This window comes from Microbacterium sp. ZW3a (assembly GCF_057167165.1).
Map to the genome: position 1 here is coordinate 1,802,305 of NZ_CM169903.1, position 17,994 is coordinate 1,820,298.

Sequence of the window (17,994 nt, forward strand, 5' to 3'; positions counted from 1 at the left end):
GAAGGGGGTGAAAGGGGGACGGCCGTCAGCCCGTGACCGCGCCCTCCGCGGCGGAGTGCACGAGCTTGGAGTACTTGGCCAGAACGCCACGGGTATAGCGCGGGGGGAGCGGCTCCCAGCCATCACGGCGGGAACCCAGCTCGGCGTCATCGACGATCAAGTCGAGAGTGCGAGCGGCGATATCGACCCGTATCAGATCACCATCGCGCACGAAGGCGATAGGACCTGCGTCCACCGCTTCGGGAGCTATGTGGCCGATGCAGAGGCCGGTTGTGCCGCCTGAGAATCGACCGTCCGTCAAGAGTAGTACATCTTTTCCGAGACCCGCGCCCTTGATGGCGGCCGTGATGGCCAGCATCTCGCGCATGCCGGGACCGCCCTTGGGGCCCTCGTAGCGGATGACGACGACGTCGCCGGCCTGGATCTCCCCCGCCTCGAGGGCGTCCATCGCGGCGCGCTCGCGCTCGAACACCCGCGCGGGGCCTTCGAAGACGTTTCCGTCGAAGCCGGCCGACTTCACGACGGCGCCCTCGGGAGCCATCGATCCGTGCAGGATCGTGATGCCGCCGGTCGCGTGGATCGGGTTGTCGAACGAGTGAATGACGGTGCCGTCGATCGGGTCGGGATCGAGGTCGGCGAGGTTCTCGGCGAGCGTCTTGCCCGTGACCGTCAGCGCGTCGCCGTGCAGCAGGCCCTCGTCGAGCATCGCCTTCATGATGACCGGGATGCCGCCCTGGCGGTCGACGTCGTTCATGACGTACTTGCCGAACGGCTTCATGTCGGCCACGTGCGGCGTCTTGTCGCCGATGCGGTTGAAGTCGTGGAGCGTCAGGTCGACCTCGGCCTCGCGGGCGATGGCGAGCAGGTGGAGCACGACGTTGGTCGAGCCGCCGAGGGCCATCGCCAGCGCGATGGCGTTCTCGAACGCCTCCTTGGTGAGGATGTCGCGCGTGGTGATGCCCTGACGCAGCAGGTTGACCACGGCCTCGCCCGAGCGGTGGGCGAAGTAGTCGCGGCGGCGGTCGGCCGACGGCGGGGCGGCGGAGCCGGGGAGGCTCAGGCCGAGCGCCTCGGCGACGGAGGCCATCGTGTTGGCGGTGTACATGCCACCACAGGCGCCCTCGCCCGGGGCGAAGGAGCACTCGATGCGCTTGAGATCTGCCTCGCTCATGCGGCCGGCGAGGCACGCACCGACACCCTCGAAGGAGTCGATGATCGTGATCTCCTTCTCGGTGCCGTCCGAGAGCTTGACCCAGCCCGGCGCGATCGAGCCGGCGTAGAGGAAGACGCTGGAGAGGTCGAGGCGGGCGGATGCCATGAGCATGCCCGGGATCGACTTGTCGCAGCCGGCGAGGAGCACCGAGCCGTCGAGGCGCTCGGCCATCATGACGGTCTCGACCGAGTCAGCGATGACCTCGCGCGAGACGAGAGAGAAGTGCATGCCCTCGTGCCCCATCGAGATGCCGTCCGAGACGGAGATGGTGCCGAACTGCAGCGGGTATCCGCCGCCGGAGTGCACCCCCTCTTTCGCGCCCTGGGCCAGACGGTCCAGGCTCAGGTTGCAGGGGGTGATCTCGTTCCAGCTCGAGGCGATACCGATCTGGGGCTTGTCCCAGTCGTCGTCGCCCATGCCGACGCCGCGGAGCATTCCGCGCGACGTGGTGGCTTCGATGCCATCGGTGATGACGCGACTGCGGGGCTTGATGTCGATCTCGCCGGCGGGGGTGGAATTCTGCGGTGCGGGCATTCTCGCAGTCTATTGCGCGTGAGCGGCCCGCTGACGCGCCACGGCCTCCAGGACGTCCACGAATGCGTCGATGTCGGCCACCCGGAGCGTCGCCGCGGTCTCCCCCGTTCCGACGTGGATGCCGAGGTCCCCCGTCTCGAGGGAGCGCAGGGCGTCCTCGTCGGTGACGTCGTCGCCCGCGAAGATCACCGCGGTGGCCTCGAGGCGCTCCCGCAGACGCTGGACGGCGGAGTCCTTCCCCTCGTGGCGGAAGGAGAATTCGAGGATGTCGTGTCCGGTGCGGCGACGCCAGGCGGGGGCTTCCGCGTCGACGAGACGATCGACGATCTCCCGCGCCTCCGCCGCGTCCGCGGCATCCGCCCGACGGGTGTGCAGGCCGACGCCGAATTCCTTCGGCTCGATCCAGACCCCGCTCAGGTGCGCGGTGCGCTGCTCGATCTCGGTGCGCAGCCGGTCGCGGAGCGCGAGGTCGGCGGCGTCGTCGGGCGCCGGCTCCTCCCCGGTGCCCGGTACCCAGTACTGCACCCCGTGCGAGGCCGCGAGCCAGAGCGGAGAGGCATCGTCGTGCTCGGCGATCTCGCGCAGGTGCCCCAGGGAGCGGCCCGAGACGAGCGCGACCACGGTGTGGGGCAGCGCCGCCAACTCGTCGACGGCAGCCCGCGCGCGCGGGGTCATCCGCGCGGTCATCGGGTCGTCGACGAGCGGCGACAGCGTGCCGTCGAAATCGAGCGCGACCAGCAGCACCGGGGTCGTCGACACCGCTTCGATCGCGGCATCCGCGGCGGTCATGCACCCGCTCCCGTAGCGCGTCCGTGGAAGGCGGAGAGCGCGTCGAGGAACTCGCGCGACCAGTCCTCCACATCGTGGTCTCGCACGCGTCGGCGCAGGGTCCGCATCCGGCGGCCCTGCTCGGCGGCGGGCATGTCGATCGCACGGATGATCGTGTCTTTCAGTCCACCGATGTCGTGCGGGTTGATCAACAGCGCGCTGCCCATCTCGTCGGCAGCGCCGGCGAACTCGCTGAGCACCAGGACTCCGCGGTTGTCGATGCGGCTGGCGACGTACTCCTTGGCCACGAGGTTCATGCCGTCACGCAGCGCCGTGACGAGCATGACGTCGGCCGCGAGGTAGAGCGCCACCATCTCTTCTCGCGGATACGACTGGTGCAGGTAGCGGATGGCGGTGTGCCCCATGGTGTCGTGATCGCCGTTGATGCGTCCGACGGTCATCTCGATCTCGTCGCGCAACTGAATGTAGGCGTCGACGCGCTCGCGGCTGGGGCTCGCGACCTGCACGAGGGTCGCATCCTCCACGGTCGCTCGCCCGTCTTCGAGCAGCTCGCCCCAGGCCTTGAGCCGGTGGCGGATGCCCTTGGTGTAGTCGAGCCGGTCCACCCCGAGCAGGATCTTGCGCGGGTTGCCGAGGCCTTCGCGAATCTCGCGGGCGCGCTCCTGGATGTCGGGGCGCTGCGCCAGCTCGATGTACGACTCGGCGTCGATCGAGATCGGGAACGCTTTGGCCAGCGCGACGCGCGTGCCGCCCTCGCCGTCCGGTACCGAGATGCCGCTGGCCTTGGTGTCGTAGCGCAGCTGCCGCCGCACGGCGCGGGCGAAGTTGCCGGCATCCGCCACCCGCTGGAAGCCGATGACGTCGGCGCCGAGCAGACCCTCGAGCACCTGCTTGCGCCACGGGAGCTGCGAGTAGAGGCCGTAGGCGGGGAAGGGGATGTGGTGGAAGTACCCGATCGTCAGGTCGGGACGCAGCTCGCGCAGCAGCTTCGGCACGAGCTGCAGCTGGTAGTCCTGGACCCACACGGTGCCGCCGGTCGAGGCGACGCCTGCGGCCGCCTCGGCGAAGCGACGGTTGACCCGCACGTACGCGTCCCACCAGGCGCGCTTGTACGTGGGCGCCGCAATGACGTCGTGGTACAGCGGCCAGATCGTATCGTTCGAGAATCCCTCGTAGTAGTTCTGCACGTCGGCGGCCGACAGCTCGACGGGAACGAGGCGCGTGCCGTCGAAGTCGAACGGATCGAGGGTGACTCCGGGTTGCCCGGCCCACCCGACCCACGCTCCCTCTGCGCGACGCATGACCGGCTCGAGGGCCGTGACGAGTCCCCCGGGGGAACGACGCCACCCCTCCCCGTCGGGGGTGCGATCCACCGGTAGACGATTGGCGACAACGACGAAATCGGCCTGGGTCACAGGTCCTCCTCGGTAGATTCACCCCAGGCTAACAGTGAGCTCCGCGGCACCTCCGGGGCTTTCCAAATGCGCTATACATGGCGCGCTGTCAAGTCACAGACACCCGCGAGGCCCGGCTCGATAGGTTGGGCGCATGCGCCAGTACATCTTTGGAACCGGACTCCTCAGCGCCATCACCGGCGGCATCACGTTGCTGCGCGGCCTGCGCAACCACGAGGACTTCACGTGGCGCACGGCGCTGGCGTGGCTCAGCTGGGGCATCACGCTCGCCCTGGCCGTGGGGGCCGTCGTCGACACGCGCCGCGCCCGCCGCGGAAAGCAGGTCTCGGGTGACTCCCCGGTGGCGAGCAAGCAGAAGAAGCTGATGAAGAAGCGTCTGTCCCGCTGAGAAACCGGGCTGGATGCCAGGCCCCCGGGCCCGGCATCCGATCAGCGCGTGAGAATCAGCGCGTCGCCCTGTCCGCCGCCCCCGCACAGCGCGACGGCGGCCGTACCGCTCCCCCGACGCATGAGTTCGTGGACGGCGTGGACGACGAGGCGGTTGCCGGACACCCCGATCGGGTGGCCGATCGCGATCCCGCCGCCGTGCGGGTTGACCACCTCGTCGGCGATCCCGAGCTCCGCCTGCGAGCGGGCGACCACCGCCCCGAATGCCTCATTGATCTCGACGTGATCCAGATCGGATGCCGAGATCCCCTGCCTCTCGCAGGCTCGCTGGATCGCGCGGGCGGGCTGGGCGTGCAGCGAGTTGTCGGGACCCGCCACCTGGCCGGACGCCCCGACGACCGCCAGGACGTCCCACCCGTTCGTGTTCGCGACGCCGCGTGTCGTGACGACGACCGCCGAGGCCCCGTCCGAGATCTGTGACGCGTTGCCCGCGGTGATCGACCCGCCCTCGGCGAATGCGGGGCGGAGCCGGCCGAGTGCCTCGATCGTCGTCTCGGTGCGAATGCCCTCGTCGGTGCGGACGACGACCGGGTCGCCCTTCCGTTGCGGAATCGACACCGGCACGATCTCGGCGTCGAAGACGCCCGCCTCTCGCGCCGCGGCGGCGCGTTGGTGCGACCGGGCGGCGACGGCATCCTGATCTTCGCGAGTGACCTCGAAGCGGGCGTTCGCCCGTTCGGTTGAGGCGCCCATGCTCTCGCGGTCGTAGGCGTCGGTGAGACCGTCGAAGGCGAGGTGGTCCAGCACCTCGACCGCCCCGTACGCATAACCCTCGCGCGAGTTCATCAGCAGGTGCGGAGCACGGGTCATCGACTCCATGCCCGCGGCGACGACGACGGTGGCATCTCCCAAGCGCAGCATGCGGGCGGCGTCGATGATCGCGGTGAGCCCCGAGAGGCACACCTTGTTGATCGTGGCCGCGTGCACGTCCCAGCCGATACCGGCCGCGATCGCCGCCTGACGCGCGCCGTTCTGCCCGAGGCCCGCCTGCAGCACCTGCCCGACGAGCACGGCATCCACCGCTCCGGCCGGGATGCCGCCGCGGTCCAACGCCCCCGCGATCGCGGCGGCGCCCAGCTGCACCGCCGTGAGTGGAGCGAGCTGCCCCTTGAGACGGCCCTGGGGCGTGCGGGCGGCGGCGACGATGACGACGTCGGTGTCGGCGGTCATGCGATCTGCTCCTCGGGGATCCGGACCGTCAGTGGGGGTTCGGTGGCGGTGCGGACCTCGTCGACGCTCACCCCGGGGGCGAGCTCGACGAGCACGAGACCGCCGGGGGTGACGTCGATGACGGCCAGGTCGGTGATGATGCGGTCGACCACTCCCCGGCCGGTGAGCGGTAGCGAGCACGTATCGACGATCTTCGGCGACCCGTCTTTGGCGACATGCTCCATCAGCACAATGACGCGGGCCGCGCCGTGGACGAGGTCCATGGCTCCGCCGGGCCCCTTCACCATTTTGCCGGGGATCATCCAGTTCGCCAGGTCACCCGCGGCCGAGACCTGCATCGCTCCGAGGATCGCGGCGTCGATCTTGCCGCCCCGGATCATGCCGAAGCTCGTCGCGGAGTCGAAGAACGCGGCGCCGGGGAGGGTCGTGACCGTCTCTTTGCCCGCGTTGATGAGGTCGGGGTCGACGGCATCCTCGCTCGGGTAGGGACCCACCCCCAGAATGCCGTTCTCGGACTGCAGTACGACCGTGACGCCGCGGGGCACGTGGTTGGGCACGAGCGTCGGCAGACCGATACCGAGGTTGACGTACGCGCCGTCGGGGAGTTCTCGAGCCGCGCGCGCGGCCATCTCGGTGCGAGTGAGGGCCATGTCAGCGTGCTCCTTCGGTGACGGTGCGCTTCTCGATGCGCTTCTCGATATCGGGGCCCACCTCGACGACCCGGTGGACGAACACACCGGGCAGGTGCACGTCGTCGGGGTCGAGCTCGCCGGGCTCGACGAGATGCTCGACCTGCGCAATGCACACGCGCCCGGCCATCGCGGCGACCGGCGTGAAGCTGCGCGCCGCCTTGCGGAAGATGAGGTTGCCGTGACGGTCGCCCTTCCACGCGTGGACGAGCGCGAAGTCCGTGGTGATGGCCTCCTCGAGAACGAACTCCCGGGGCTGCCCGTCGACCTCGAACGTGCGCACGTCCTTGCGCGGAGAGGCAACGGCCACACCGCCGGCACCGTCGTACCGCTGGGGCAGACCTCCCTCGGCGACCTGCGTCCCGACGCCGGTCTGCGTGTAGAACGCGGCGATTCCCGAGCCGCCCGCCCGAAGCTTCTCGGCGAGGGTGCCCTGGGGCGTCAGCTCGAGCTCGAGCTCGCCCGAGAGGAACTGGCGCTCGAACTCCTTGTTCTCCCCGACGTAGGACGACGTCATCTTGCGGATCCGCCCGGCGCCGAGCAGAACGCCGAGCCCCCACTCATCGACGCCGCAGTTGTTGGAGACGACCGAAAGATCGCGTGTGCCCTGCGCGAGCAGGGCTTCGATGAGGGCAATCGGGTTGCCCGAGAGGCCGAAGCCGCCGACGGCGAGCGACGCTCCATCGGGAATGTCGGCGACGGCGTCGGCCGCCGATGGCCAGGTCTTGTCAATCACGCGGACTCCTTCGTGCGGGGATCGTTCCTTCATCGTGCGACCGCCCGCATCAGAGGCTCGCGGTGAGTCTTGCCATGTGGATGCCAGCCCGGGTAGCGTCCACATCGTGGACACTGCCCCGACACCCGGCGCCCGCGCGAGCGTCCCCGGCACCCAGGCGATCGCCCGGGCCGCCCACCTGTTGCGCCTGGTCACCGCGGCGGGGGTCGACGGCGCGTCCGCGCAGGATCTCGCCCTCCGGGCCGACCTCACCAGGCCCACCGCCCACCGGCTCTTGACGGCGCTCCGCCACGAGGGTCTCGTCGACCGCGACGAGGCGACGGGCCGGTGGCTGCCGGGACCCGAGCTGTACCTCATGGGCAGTGTCGCGGCATCCCGGTTCGACATCACCGCGATCGCGCGCGACATCGTGCGCTCCCTCGCCGTCCGTACCGAAGAGAGCGCCTTCCTCTCCGTGCGCCGAGGAGACGAGACCGTGTGCCTGGTGCGCGAGGACGGCAGCTTCCCCATCCGCTCGTTCGTGCTCTCGGAAGGGGTTCGCTTCCCCCTCGGTGTCGCCTCGGCGGGGCTCGCGATCCTGGCCTTCCTACCCCCCGAAGAGGTGGACGCCTACCTCGATCGCCACGATGACCTCACCGAACGGTGGGGCACGGCACACTCCCCCGCGCGTCTGCGCACGCGGGTGGCCGACACGAAAGCCCGCGGGTACGCGGTGAATCCGGGCCTCATCGTCGAGGGGAGCTGGGGGTTGGGCGCCGCGGTGTTCACCCCCGCAGGCGAGCCGCAGTGGGCACTGAGTCTCACGGGGGTGGAGTTCCGCTTCACGGGCGACCGCCTCGCGGAACTCGGGCGGATCGTGCTCGCCCACGCCCACCAGCTGACGACGCGACTCTCTCGTAGATAAATACCTACGGTATATACCTCGGGTATATTTGTGGGAATGACCCGCGACGACGATCTCCAGAGACTGATCCTCGCGGTGCACGCCCTGACGCGCATCGCGGCCATCGACACCAAGAACGACGCCCCCGGTGCGCAGTGGCGCACGCTCACCCTGCTGCGTGATCACGGCCCGCAGCGCCTCGGCGACCTCGCGACTCTCAGCCGCGTCTCGCAGCCCGGCATGACCCGGCTCGTGCACCAGATGCAGGATGCCGGCCTCGTGGCGCGTGGCATCCATCCCGAGGATTCACGGGTGAGCGTCGTCTCCGTCACCGACGAGGGGCTGCGCGAGCTCGACCGCTGGTTCGTCGCCCTGAGCGCCGCGCTCACCCCCCACGTCGCCGACCTGACGGATGCCGAGTGGGATGCCGTGCGTACGAGCGCCGATGCCCTCGCGGCCCGCGTGGGCCTGCGGCCGGAGGTCGTGCGATGAGCGCCGCTCCCAGCGTGTGGAAGCAGCCCGCCCAGGTGTGGGCCGTCGCGTTCGCCTGCGTGGTGGCGTTCATGGGCATCGGCCTGGTCGACCCCATCCTCCCGGCGATCGCCGAATCGCTGCAGGCGTCGCCCGTGGAGACCGAGTTGCTCTTCACGAGCTATCTGGTGGTCACCGGCCTGGCGATGCTCGTGACGAGCTGGATCTCGAGCCGCATCGGCGCAAAGGCGACGCTGCTCGTCGGTCTCGCGCTCATCATCGTGTTCGCGCTGCTCTGCGCCCTGAGCGGCAGCGTCGACGCCGTGATCGGCTTCCGCGCGGGCTGGGGCCTGGGCAACGCCCTGTTCATCTCGACGGCGCTCGCGACGATCGTCGGCGCAGCCTCGGGAGGGAGCTCCGCCGCGATCGTTCTGTACGAAGCCGCTCTGGGCCTCGGCATCGCCGTCGGACCGCTGCTCGGCGGCATCCTCGGGGAAGCCAGCTGGCGCGGGCCGTTCTTCGGTGTCGTCGCGCTGATGGCGATCGCCTTCGTCGCGGTCGCGGTGCTCCTGCGCGGATCGGCGCCCGCCCGCACGCCGATCGCGTTCAGCGCGCCCTTCCGCGCCCTGGGGCGTCCGGCGCTGGCGATCCTCGCCGCGACCGCACTGTTCTACAACATCGGATTCTTCACGCTGCTCGCGTTCTCGCCGTTCCCGCTCGGCTTCGGTGCGATGGGCATCGGACTGACGTTCTTCGGGTGGGGCGTCGGGCTCGCGATCACGAGCGTGTGGGTCGCTCCCCTGCTCCTGCGCTGGATGCGATTGACCACCGTTCTCCTCGTCGCGCTGCCGCTGCTGGCGGTCGACCTCTTCGTGGCCGCGTTCGTCGTCGGTTCGCCCGCCGCGCTCGTGGCGTGCATCGTCGTCGGTGGTCTCGTCCTCGGCGTCGTGAACACCGCGCTCACGGAAGCCGTCATGGAGGCCACCGACCTGCCGCGCTCCGTCGCGTCGTCGGCGTACTCGGCCGTCCGCTTCCTCGGCGGCGCCGTCGCCCCGCCACTGGCGGCATTCCTGTGGCACGCCGCGGGAGCCGGTGTGCCCTACGTCATGGCGGCGGTCTCGGTCGCGATCGCGGCCGGCTGCATCCTGGCCGGGCGCCGCGCTCTCGCGCACGTCGACGGCGCGCACCCGAGCGCCGCCGACGAGGGCGCCGCCGTGCTGGTGGGCGACGCGGGCTGAACCGTAGGACCGGGGCCACTCCCCGGACATGCGGCGGTGGGTCAGGCCCCCTTGTCCCGCACCCGATCAGCAAGAACGTCCCACAGTTGGGTCAACTGCTCGCTCGGCGGCCTCGCGAAGGCGTCGGGCTCTCACCGACGCCACACCTCCTCTTGCTCGATCCACTCGGCGTCGTGAACGGCGGCTTCGCCTTCGACGCACGTGGTCGTTCCGTGAATCCAACTCGAAACACGACACAGATCCTCCGCGATGACCGTCTCGCGCCGACACTAGTCGCCGGCCGATCAAACACTCCGTGGCCGCCCTCACCGATGCCGCGAATAGAAGCTCATCCGAACGGATGGAATCTCCGACTTCCTCAGATGATTGTGGACCTGCCTACGGCGGCCTGCTTCAAAGGCCCCGGAGCGCCGGGCGTGTAGCAAGAACACAAGTGCCGCGGCTCTCACGTGTCCTAGCGGTTGCGCCGAGAAAGAAGGACGCGCCGACACTATCGGCCCCAACGCGCACTAACTCGGCGACCATGCGCGAGACGCTGACAGATATCAGCGATGCGGACCGGCGATAGGACACCGGTCGCGTCGCAGTCACCACGAATGCCGAAATGAAGCTGAGATGCAGCGGGTGGCCAGATCTTATCCATCCCATGAATTCTGCGGGGGCAACTCGCCGCACATCTCATGGCCGCCGATCGGGTATGAAGAGGCGTCCATATGGACGCGACTAGGACCGGGGGGACATATGAGATTCTCGACGCGCGTGCTCGCATCACTTGCCACCGCATCCGTACTCGCGGGCATGTTGGTACCGCAGCCCGCCTTCGCGGACAAAGGGCCAATCGCGGAGAACGATCTACCTGTAAACGCGCTTCCGTCTACGGCCTACACGCCGCCCCCAGCGCGTGAGGCGCCTGCCCCTTCTCCCCCAAGAGACGTACCCGCCGATTCCGAACTCGGTAGGAGGCTAACCGAGCTACGAGCTCTCGCCGATGAGCAAGCGGCCGCGGTTTCTGCGCGGGAGAGCGGCCTCGTGGTGAAGCCGCCGCTCGAGCGATCCGAGGCGCAATACGTCGCTCCGGAAAGCGTAGACCTCAGCCCGAGCGTTGCGCCGTCGACCGAATCAAAGCCACTGAACCCATCGCCGACACCGGACGCATCGAGCTCGCCACCTCCGTTGCAGTCGACGATTCCCACGCCAACACCATCGGAGTCGCCGAGCCCTACGCTTTCTCCGTCTCCGACGCTCTCACCACCACCTCCGCCCACCCCCATCGCCGCTACCTCTGTTGCAGCAAGGGATGCCTTCAGCTTCCAACTGGCGGGGTCCAAACGCTCAGGCACGACAACAGGGTCTGCCATACCCACCGGAAATGCTTGTTTTCCAGGGGATGCACCCGCCTACAACGCGTCGGTCGCTATCCACCAGGTGACCGAGACGGTCATGCACAATCGGCAGGGACGCATCAAAGTCACTGTGACCAACACCGGAAGCACGGCCTGGCCTACAGGAACATCGCTGTCCTATCGACTGTTCGACAGTGCGCAGTCCGAGAGGGGCGGGTACGGCCCTTTCACTACGCTCGACGGGCTCGGTGCAGGTGGGAGCAGGACGCTGGACGCGGCCGTGGGGCCCGTCAGCCCCGGGTCGTGGTTCATTCTGTGGGACATCAACGTGCCAGGAGTTGGATGGCTCGGCCCGCGCGGCGTCTGCCCGTTGACCTCGCTGGAGGTGGGCAACCAGCGGCCTTCGATCTCACTCGTCAGCCCGCGGCTGGCGGATGCGGTAACGACGCGAACTCCCTACCTCACGGTGACCGGAAGTGATGTGGATTCCTGGCCTTCCCCGAGCGCCCTGACGTACGACTTTCGCGTCTGTTCGAACGTCGAACTCACAATCGGCTGTCGCACATCGGGCCCGACGCGCACCTCATCCTGGCGAGTGCCGGACGGTGCGCTGGATTGGACAGGAACGTATTACTGGAACGCCACGGTTTCCGATGGACAGGCCAGTGTCAGCTTGCGTGACGGGGGCGATAACCCCTCCTTGCTCCGCTTCCAGGTAGTCGTGCCGCAACCGGACACCTGGCGCCAGGTCGGCAACGGGCTCGGGCTAACGAACGTCCACGGCTTACTTCTGCCCTACGGCGTCTTCGTTCACACAGAGCGAGATGTCGAACTGAAGACAGAGAACCTCCCCCTTTCCGTCGACCGGACGTACTCGAGTGGCGCGCGTAACACGGAAGGTGTCTTCGGACGGGGCTGGATCTCTGCATTGGACGCCAGAGCTGTCCGCGATTCGTCAAACGGTCAGATCACGATCACCTACCCGGACGGACGACAGGAGACCTTCGCTCCGTCTGGGAGCGGCTACGTCGGCGCGGCGCACCTCGGGATGCGCAATGTTCTTGTGCGCAACCCGGACTCGTCGATCCGTGTTGCGCAGTCGAACGGTGAGGTCGTCGATTTCGACGCAGGCGGCGCGATCCGCCGAATCGAATTCCCGGGAGCCGGGTCGTGGGAATTCGGCTACGCCGCCGATCTCGTGCGCACCGTCACACAGAAGCCGTCTGGGAAACAAATCAAAATCGATTGGGGCCGACCTCCCTCGTCTTCTTGCATCGAAGGGAACATTCCCACACGCCCATACGTCATGAGTGTCAGCGTGGAACGTGAAGGCGAAGCCAGATCGATTTGGCAGTACTCGTACAGTTGCGATCGGCTCGTGTCCGTGCGTGACCCCATGCAAGGCGTGAAGAAGTACGGATGGTCTACTTCGACGATCGGGATGACCGTCACCACAGCGGAAGGGCGCGTACTCCCAGGCCTCTCCAGCGCCAGCTCGTGGCGCAATATTGGAACGACGCACCGAGAGCGCACCTTCACCTTGACCGAACCAGGCTCGGCCCCAAGAACAATCCGATTGCTCGCCCCCCCTGCGACCGGGTCAACAACGTGGTATCGGGATAGCTACAACGCATTCGGTGGACTCACCGCCCTCTACTGCGAGTCGCGCCAGGTGAGCGGCTCAAGCGAGCAGTGCAACGGCTACTTCGACACGCTCCAGTTCGATCTGGAGGGTCGACTGCGCTACTCGTTCAAAGGCGTCGAGACTGCCGACCTTCTCAGCACGCCGCATCGGTACTGGTACTACGACGCGAGCGGGCGCTTGCAAGCCGTCATCGACGAGAACAGCAACACAAAGGACTTCTACTACGACGCGTACGGCAACATGACCACCGCGCTGACATATCGCCAGACAAGTGATGCGCTGAACGCGCGAAGCACCAGCTACTACAAAGACGTTTCACCAAATCCCCAGATGCCAATCATTCGGCTCGCCGGAGTTTCGACTGCTCCCGACTCCTCGCTGACACCACTGGCGAACTATGTGGACATGTTCCACTACGACACCGCGGGCCGGCTAATTCGCCGAGACGGGCCGCCCACTCCGGGCTCACCTTCCGGGGAGGATGTTGACTACTCGTACACCACTGGCCAGGAACAAGCGGTCAACGTCGTCGGCGCCCCGATAGCCGGCAAGACGATGCCCGCAGGGCTGTTGCGCACGGAGACGACAGCCGCAGGGACTACAACGTACTCGTATGACGAGTTCGGGAATGCCACACGAACCAGTGACCGCAGAGGACTTGTGACGTCGCGCGCCTACGATGCCCGAGGGCTCGTGACGATCGAGCGTACTGGCGGCATCGGAGTAACACCGACCCAAACCACATTCGCCTATGACGACGCCGGAAGGATGACTCGGGAAGCGCGTCCTTGCACGTCTGACTGGCTAAGCGGCGAGGATTTTCAGCTCGTCATCGAATACCAGTACGACCGAGACGGGCTTCTCGTGGCAGAGACTCGCCGCGCGCTCAACTGTTCGACCCTGGCCGAGGTCGAGCCCGCTCGCACCACAAGTTTCACTTATACCGCGAGGGGACAACTCTCGACAGAAACCTCTCCATCGGGGGCCATCACGAGCTACACGTACTCGACCGAAGACCCGATGCGGGTCTCAAGTATGAAAGACGCGCGTGGACGGCTCACCAACTACACATACACCAACAAGGGACAACTCAGGCAGATCCTGGCGGACGTCGGCGCTGTGGGAAGCGGGCAGCGTGCCGCCCTCATGGAATATGGATACGACAGGGCGGGACGTATCGACTACGACTACGACGCTGCGGGACGGATCACGTATTACGAATACACGGGAGACGATCTCGCGTTCCGCGCGCGCCGTCCAATCGGAGTAGCGCCCGGCGGAGCAAGCATCCTTACAACGCTGTGGCAGCGGTCATTCGACGGCGTCGGGCGTGTGACCCGTGAAACGGTTGGCGGGCGCGTCGTCCTTTCTCAGTACGATGCCGAAGGCAGACTTGCAGCCACCGTCGTAGATCCGGCCGGGTTGAACCGCATCTCGACCACGCTGCGCGACGCGGCGGGGCGCGTCGTCGAGATGCGGCTGTCGGATTCTTCGCGGACCGAGCGGGTGACATACGACGTAGATGCGAGTGGTGATCCGGTTGCGACCCGTCAGTGGCTCGACGACATCGCGTCACTGAAAACTGTGACGGACCGCAACGTTCGCGGGCAAATTACGGCCACCAAGGATCCGCGGCATCTGGAGCAGGGCACGGCGGTAGGCGATTACACACGGCGGTCGTACTTCGACGCAAACGGTCGAGTCGTGCACAGTTCTGGCCCAATGATCGTTGTCGACGCACCCACGAACGCGAATGCAGCGGACTCAAGCGCGTTTCGTGGAGCGACGCAGCGCCGTGAAGCCGACTCGTCCGACATCGCCTACAACGCATTCGGGGACGTGACTTCGATCGCAGACCGGCACGGCGTCACCAAATATGACTACGACGCAGCTGGACGCATGGTCCGCGAGCACTTGCCTTCCTACACGCGTCTCGATGGTTCGGAAGTGCACCCGGTGATTCAGTACTCGTACAACGCTGCGGGCGACCTGGTCACGAAGATCGACGCCCGCGGTGGCGTCACTGACTATGAATACGATGTCGCCGGCAACCTCGTAAGGGAGACGGCACCGGAGGTGGCCTGGCTCGTACGGCCGAGCACCGTATACACCTACGACTCTGCTGGTCAGCTCACGTCGTCAACTTCACCGACTGGTGCGACCACGTCCTATGCATATGACCGTCTCGGCCGCGTTGTTGCCGTCTCAGCAAGGGAACGCGTCGGAACGAGCTCGTACAACTTCGTGACGAGTTTCGCCTACAACGCGGCCGGTGACCTCATCTCAGTGACGACGCCCGCCGGTCGGGTCACACGATATGACCGGAACGCGGCAGGGGAGGCGACCGCAATCTGGCATCCGGGGCGGACACGACCTGATCGGTTCGAATATGACGTCGCAGGACGGATCACTCGGGCGACCGACGGCGCCGGGCGTGCGGTCGAGAGCGTCTACGACCTGGCCGGCAGGAAGACGTCTACGACGAGAGTCGGCACAGACGGGTCGCGCCTCACGTCGACCTACGAGTATGACCTCGCCGGGAACCTGATCGCATTCACGAACCCGCGCGGTGCTCGTACGTCGTACAGCGTGAACGCGCTAAACCTACGTACCTCGATCACCCAACCGGTGGCGGTCGGCAAGACGATCACAATGCGCGCGGGATACGACGCACGCGGCAACCGTGTCCGCACGACCGACGGAAATGGAACGGACACATGGACGCTATACGACTCCTGGGATAGGCCAGCACTCCAGGTCGAGGCGGCGACGCGCACGCATCCGAACCTTTCGGAACGGTCTTGGCGTTTCGAGTACGACGCTTCCGGGAATCAGACCAGGGAGGAGCGCCCTGGCGCGATCCGAGTGACCAGGGAGTTCGACCGCTTCAATCGACTGGTGCGGGAATCGGCAGCTTCTCAGCTGTCTGACGGACCGAGACCGGCCGAAAGGAGCTTCGAGTACGACCTGGATGGGCGATTGACGGCCGCGCGCAACGCCACCGGGGACGTAACGCTCGCATGGACGGATCGAGGACTGCTCAAGAGCTCACGCGACCCTCAAGGGCGATCAATGTCATTTGGTTACACCGCCGATTCTCAACTCAGTTCCCGTGCCTCCGACATTCGGTTCGAGACGTTCTCGTATGACGAGGGAGGGCGCTTGGCGACCTTCCAAGGGGGGCCGTTAGGACCCATCGGCTGGAAGTACGACACAGCCAGCGGCGCGGAGTCCGCCCGATTCACCGACACCGTCGAGATCGGCCGCACATACGACCCGCACGGGCGGCTCGAGGGCGTAGAGACGGCGGATTGGAGTGCGAGGAGGTCCCTTGAAAAGACGGAGTATCACTACGACTCAAACGACAACGTCGTCGAGAGCAGCATCAGCGGAATGAGTGGTGGTGGCGCATATGAGTACGATCTCGCTGACCGTCTCGTGCGCTGGAAACCGGGGAATGGGAACGGAGCAACAGGCAGCTGGTACGAACGCGAGTATCAGTGGGACGACGCGGGGAACCTCGACCAGCAATGGGTAAACGTCACGCAGCAAGACCTGGCGAGGGATGAACGCGGTCGAATAATGGCGGTAGTTGAGGACTTTGACTACGGCCCTCCAGAAGTGACGAGCGTCAACGTCGATGCGAGCGGGAACGTCACGAAAGTGGAACGGGTGAGGAATGGAGAGGTGCTCGACACCAGAATTCTCGAATACGACGCCCTCGGACAACTCGTGTCAGACGATGGCGTGGCGTATAGCTACGATGCGCTGGGACGCCTTACGTCAGCTGGCGGCGAGCAAGGGCTCTTCTGGTACGCCGATCTCGATTCGGACCCAGAACGCATAGCCGCCGTCGGCCTCGACGACGCGGAGGAAGTATTCCGCGCCCCCGACGGGACACCGCTCGCATCGCTGGGAGCGTATGGCGCGCGCGTGCTCGTGCCGAATCAACACGGCGACATTACCGGCGGCGTGCCGAGGGGCGTCGATCCGACCATGTCCAGTCGCGTGCAGCGCGAGCCCTTCGGGGCCAGCTTCGCTGAGACGGACTGGGCTCCGGGCACGGAGACCCAGCCATCCGCGCTGGGACTCCAGGCAGACTGGACCAATATGGCGTCAAGCACGACATGGATGGGTGCGAGATGGTATGACGCGGGATTGCGCGCGTTCCTGAGCCGCGACTCGACCGTCTTCCCGTTCGACGGATTCTCTTCTCTCAACCGATACGCCTACGGCGCGTCAAACCCCATCACGTTCACGGACTCCACCGGGAGATTCGTCGATCAACTGTGGCGAGAGGTGGAACGAGGCGTTGGCGACATCGCGCGGAATGTTCAACGCACAGCCAGCGACTTCTGGACCCCGGAGCGACGCGCGGTGCTGGATGCCCTGGGCCGTGAGTTCGTCGGTGAATCTGGAGAGGCGGCTGCGCGCAAGATCGGTGGGCGGGCCGCTTCCAGGCTCATACCAGGCTTGGGCTGGGTCCTTGTCGCAGCGGACGTCATCACAGCGCTATCAATTATCTTCGCCTTACCCACATCGCCGCCCGGCGGAGGGGGCGGGGGTGGCCCCGGCGGCGGGGGTGGTGGCGGAGCCGGCACTGGCGGGGGAGGAAACGGACCTGCAACCGGCACAGGCGAGGGCGGCGGCGCTGCTACAACGCCGGGGGGCAATGGTGCTCCTCCCCCACGTCCGGCGGATCCGACCGTGCAGTTCGACCGCTGGGGCGCCAAGGTGTCGTCGGGGAACGACGGCTCCATCGCGGGGGTCGTATCTCTCCCCGCTGCCGATCAGGCAGGGTCGACGCTGCCTCCGTGCGGATTGGCGAATACGATCAGCACGTGTCTCGCACCGACCGCAGGTGTGGTCAGGGCATGCGCATCTCGGGCGTCCGCAATAGCGTTGTGCCTACCCATGGAGCCAGTCGCGGGCGCCCCTGGGGCCAGCGGTGTCTCTCAGAACGTCGGCGAGAGCAGGCGATCACGCCCGATGCCGGCGGTACCCGGAACGCAGACGGGCGGAGCGAGCGGGTCGGGGGGTGGGGATGATTTCGGTGGCGTCGAGCTACCGGACTGCGACGAAACCGAGGGGTACCGTTCGTTCCCCGCAGCGAAACGGGACCTGGGCGCTGCAGGTCCCGGAATGGACTGGGATCATGTGGTCGAGCAGTCGCAGATCCGCCGGTCAGGATTCTCTGCCGAACAGATCAACGATCCGTGCAATATGATTGCGGTGCCCAGCCACATCAACAACAAACGCGCTGCATATTACAACTCTATTGACAGACAAGTCCGCCCAGGGGTGCGGGTGCGGGACGCGCTTGCGGGTAGCCCCTATGAGTATCAGCGACAGTTCGGACTTGATACTCTGAACCGACTTCTTAGAGGAGAGGAACTGCGGTGAATCCGTTAGCTGCACAAT

At 66.8% G+C, this 17,994-nt stretch carries 11 protein-coding genes; 5 read left to right on the plus strand and 6 right to left on the minus strand.

All coding sequences use genetic code 11. The features are described from left to right. Positions 1-25 precede the first annotated feature (25 nt). Genes ilvD through ACU6WY_RS08540 form a run of 3 tightly spaced genes read right to left on the minus strand, consistent with a single transcriptional unit; the run spans position 26 to position 3,951 of the window. Entirely contained in the window at positions 26-1,747 is a 1,722-nt protein-coding gene (gene ilvD, locus ACU6WY_RS08530; RefSeq protein ID WP_483819244.1) for a dihydroxy-acid dehydratase, read from the minus strand. A gap of 9 nt (positions 1,748-1,756) precedes the next feature. Then, positions 1,757-2,536 (minus strand): trehalose-phosphatase, encoded by a 780-nt coding sequence (gene otsB / locus ACU6WY_RS08535; RefSeq protein WP_483819245.1) that lies wholly within the window; start codon positions 2,534-2,536, stop codon positions 1,757-1,759. After that, entirely contained in the window at positions 2,533-3,951 is a 1,419-nt protein-coding gene (locus tag ACU6WY_RS08540) for an alpha,alpha-trehalose-phosphate synthase (UDP-forming) (RefSeq protein ID WP_483819246.1), read from the minus strand. The genes otsB and ACU6WY_RS08540 overlap by 4 nt, the downstream gene beginning before the upstream one ends. 133 nt (positions 3,952-4,084) lie before the next feature. Here ACU6WY_RS08540 and ACU6WY_RS08545 point away from each other — a divergent pair, with 133 nt between their 5' ends. Then, positions 4,085-4,339 carry a hypothetical protein gene (locus ACU6WY_RS08545; RefSeq protein WP_483819247.1) on the plus strand — a complete coding sequence of 85 codons (255 nt, stop codon included), beginning with the start codon at positions 4,085-4,087 and terminating at the stop codon, positions 4,337-4,339. Positions 4,340-4,380: 41 nt separating this feature from the next. Here ACU6WY_RS08545 and ACU6WY_RS08550 read toward each other — a convergent pair whose 3' ends face one another. From ACU6WY_RS08550 to ACU6WY_RS08560, 3 genes are read right to left on the minus strand one after another with little or no spacing between them, the layout of a single operon-like run. Next, positions 4,381-5,568: an acetyl-CoA C-acetyltransferase gene (locus ACU6WY_RS08550; protein ID WP_483819248.1), complete on the minus strand. Its 1,188-nt coding sequence runs from the start codon at positions 5,566-5,568 to the stop codon at positions 4,381-4,383. Further along, positions 5,565-6,218, minus strand: coding sequence for a CoA transferase subunit B (locus ACU6WY_RS08555; RefSeq protein WP_483819249.1), 654 nt, complete (start codon positions 6,216-6,218; stop codon positions 5,565-5,567). Before ACU6WY_RS08555 ends, ACU6WY_RS08550 begins: the two co-directional genes overlap by 4 nt. A 1-nt stretch (position 6,219) precedes the next feature. Then, the gene (locus tag ACU6WY_RS08560; protein WP_483819250.1) at positions 6,220-6,993 is read right to left on the minus strand and encodes a CoA transferase subunit A; all 774 of its coding nucleotides are present in this window, start codon (positions 6,991-6,993) and stop codon (positions 6,220-6,222) included. 106 nt (positions 6,994-7,099) lie between these two features. Between ACU6WY_RS08560 and ACU6WY_RS08565 the strand changes: the two genes are divergently transcribed. The 4 genes from ACU6WY_RS08565 (at position 7,100) to ACU6WY_RS08580 (ending at position 17,976) form a co-directional block, all read left to right on the plus strand. Next, positions 7,100-7,897, plus strand: a complete 798-nt coding sequence (locus ACU6WY_RS08565; protein WP_483819251.1) for an IclR family transcriptional regulator — start codon at positions 7,100-7,102, stop codon at positions 7,895-7,897. Between the two features lie 36 nt (positions 7,898-7,933). Then, positions 7,934-8,368, plus strand: a complete 435-nt coding sequence (locus tag ACU6WY_RS08570; protein ID WP_483819252.1) for a MarR family winged helix-turn-helix transcriptional regulator — start codon at positions 7,934-7,936, stop codon at positions 8,366-8,368. Then, the gene (locus ACU6WY_RS08575) at positions 8,365-9,585 is read left to right on the plus strand and encodes an MFS transporter (protein WP_483819253.1); all 1,221 of its coding nucleotides are present in this window, start codon (positions 8,365-8,367) and stop codon (positions 9,583-9,585) included. The genes ACU6WY_RS08570 and ACU6WY_RS08575 overlap by 4 nt, the downstream gene beginning before the upstream one ends. A 1,425-nt stretch (positions 9,586-11,010) precedes the next feature. Beyond that, on the plus strand, positions 11,011-17,976 hold the full coding sequence (locus tag ACU6WY_RS08580; protein WP_483819254.1) for a DUF6531 domain-containing protein: 6,966 nt from the start codon (positions 11,011-11,013) through the stop codon (positions 17,974-17,976). Positions 17,977-17,994 lie beyond the last annotated feature (18 nt).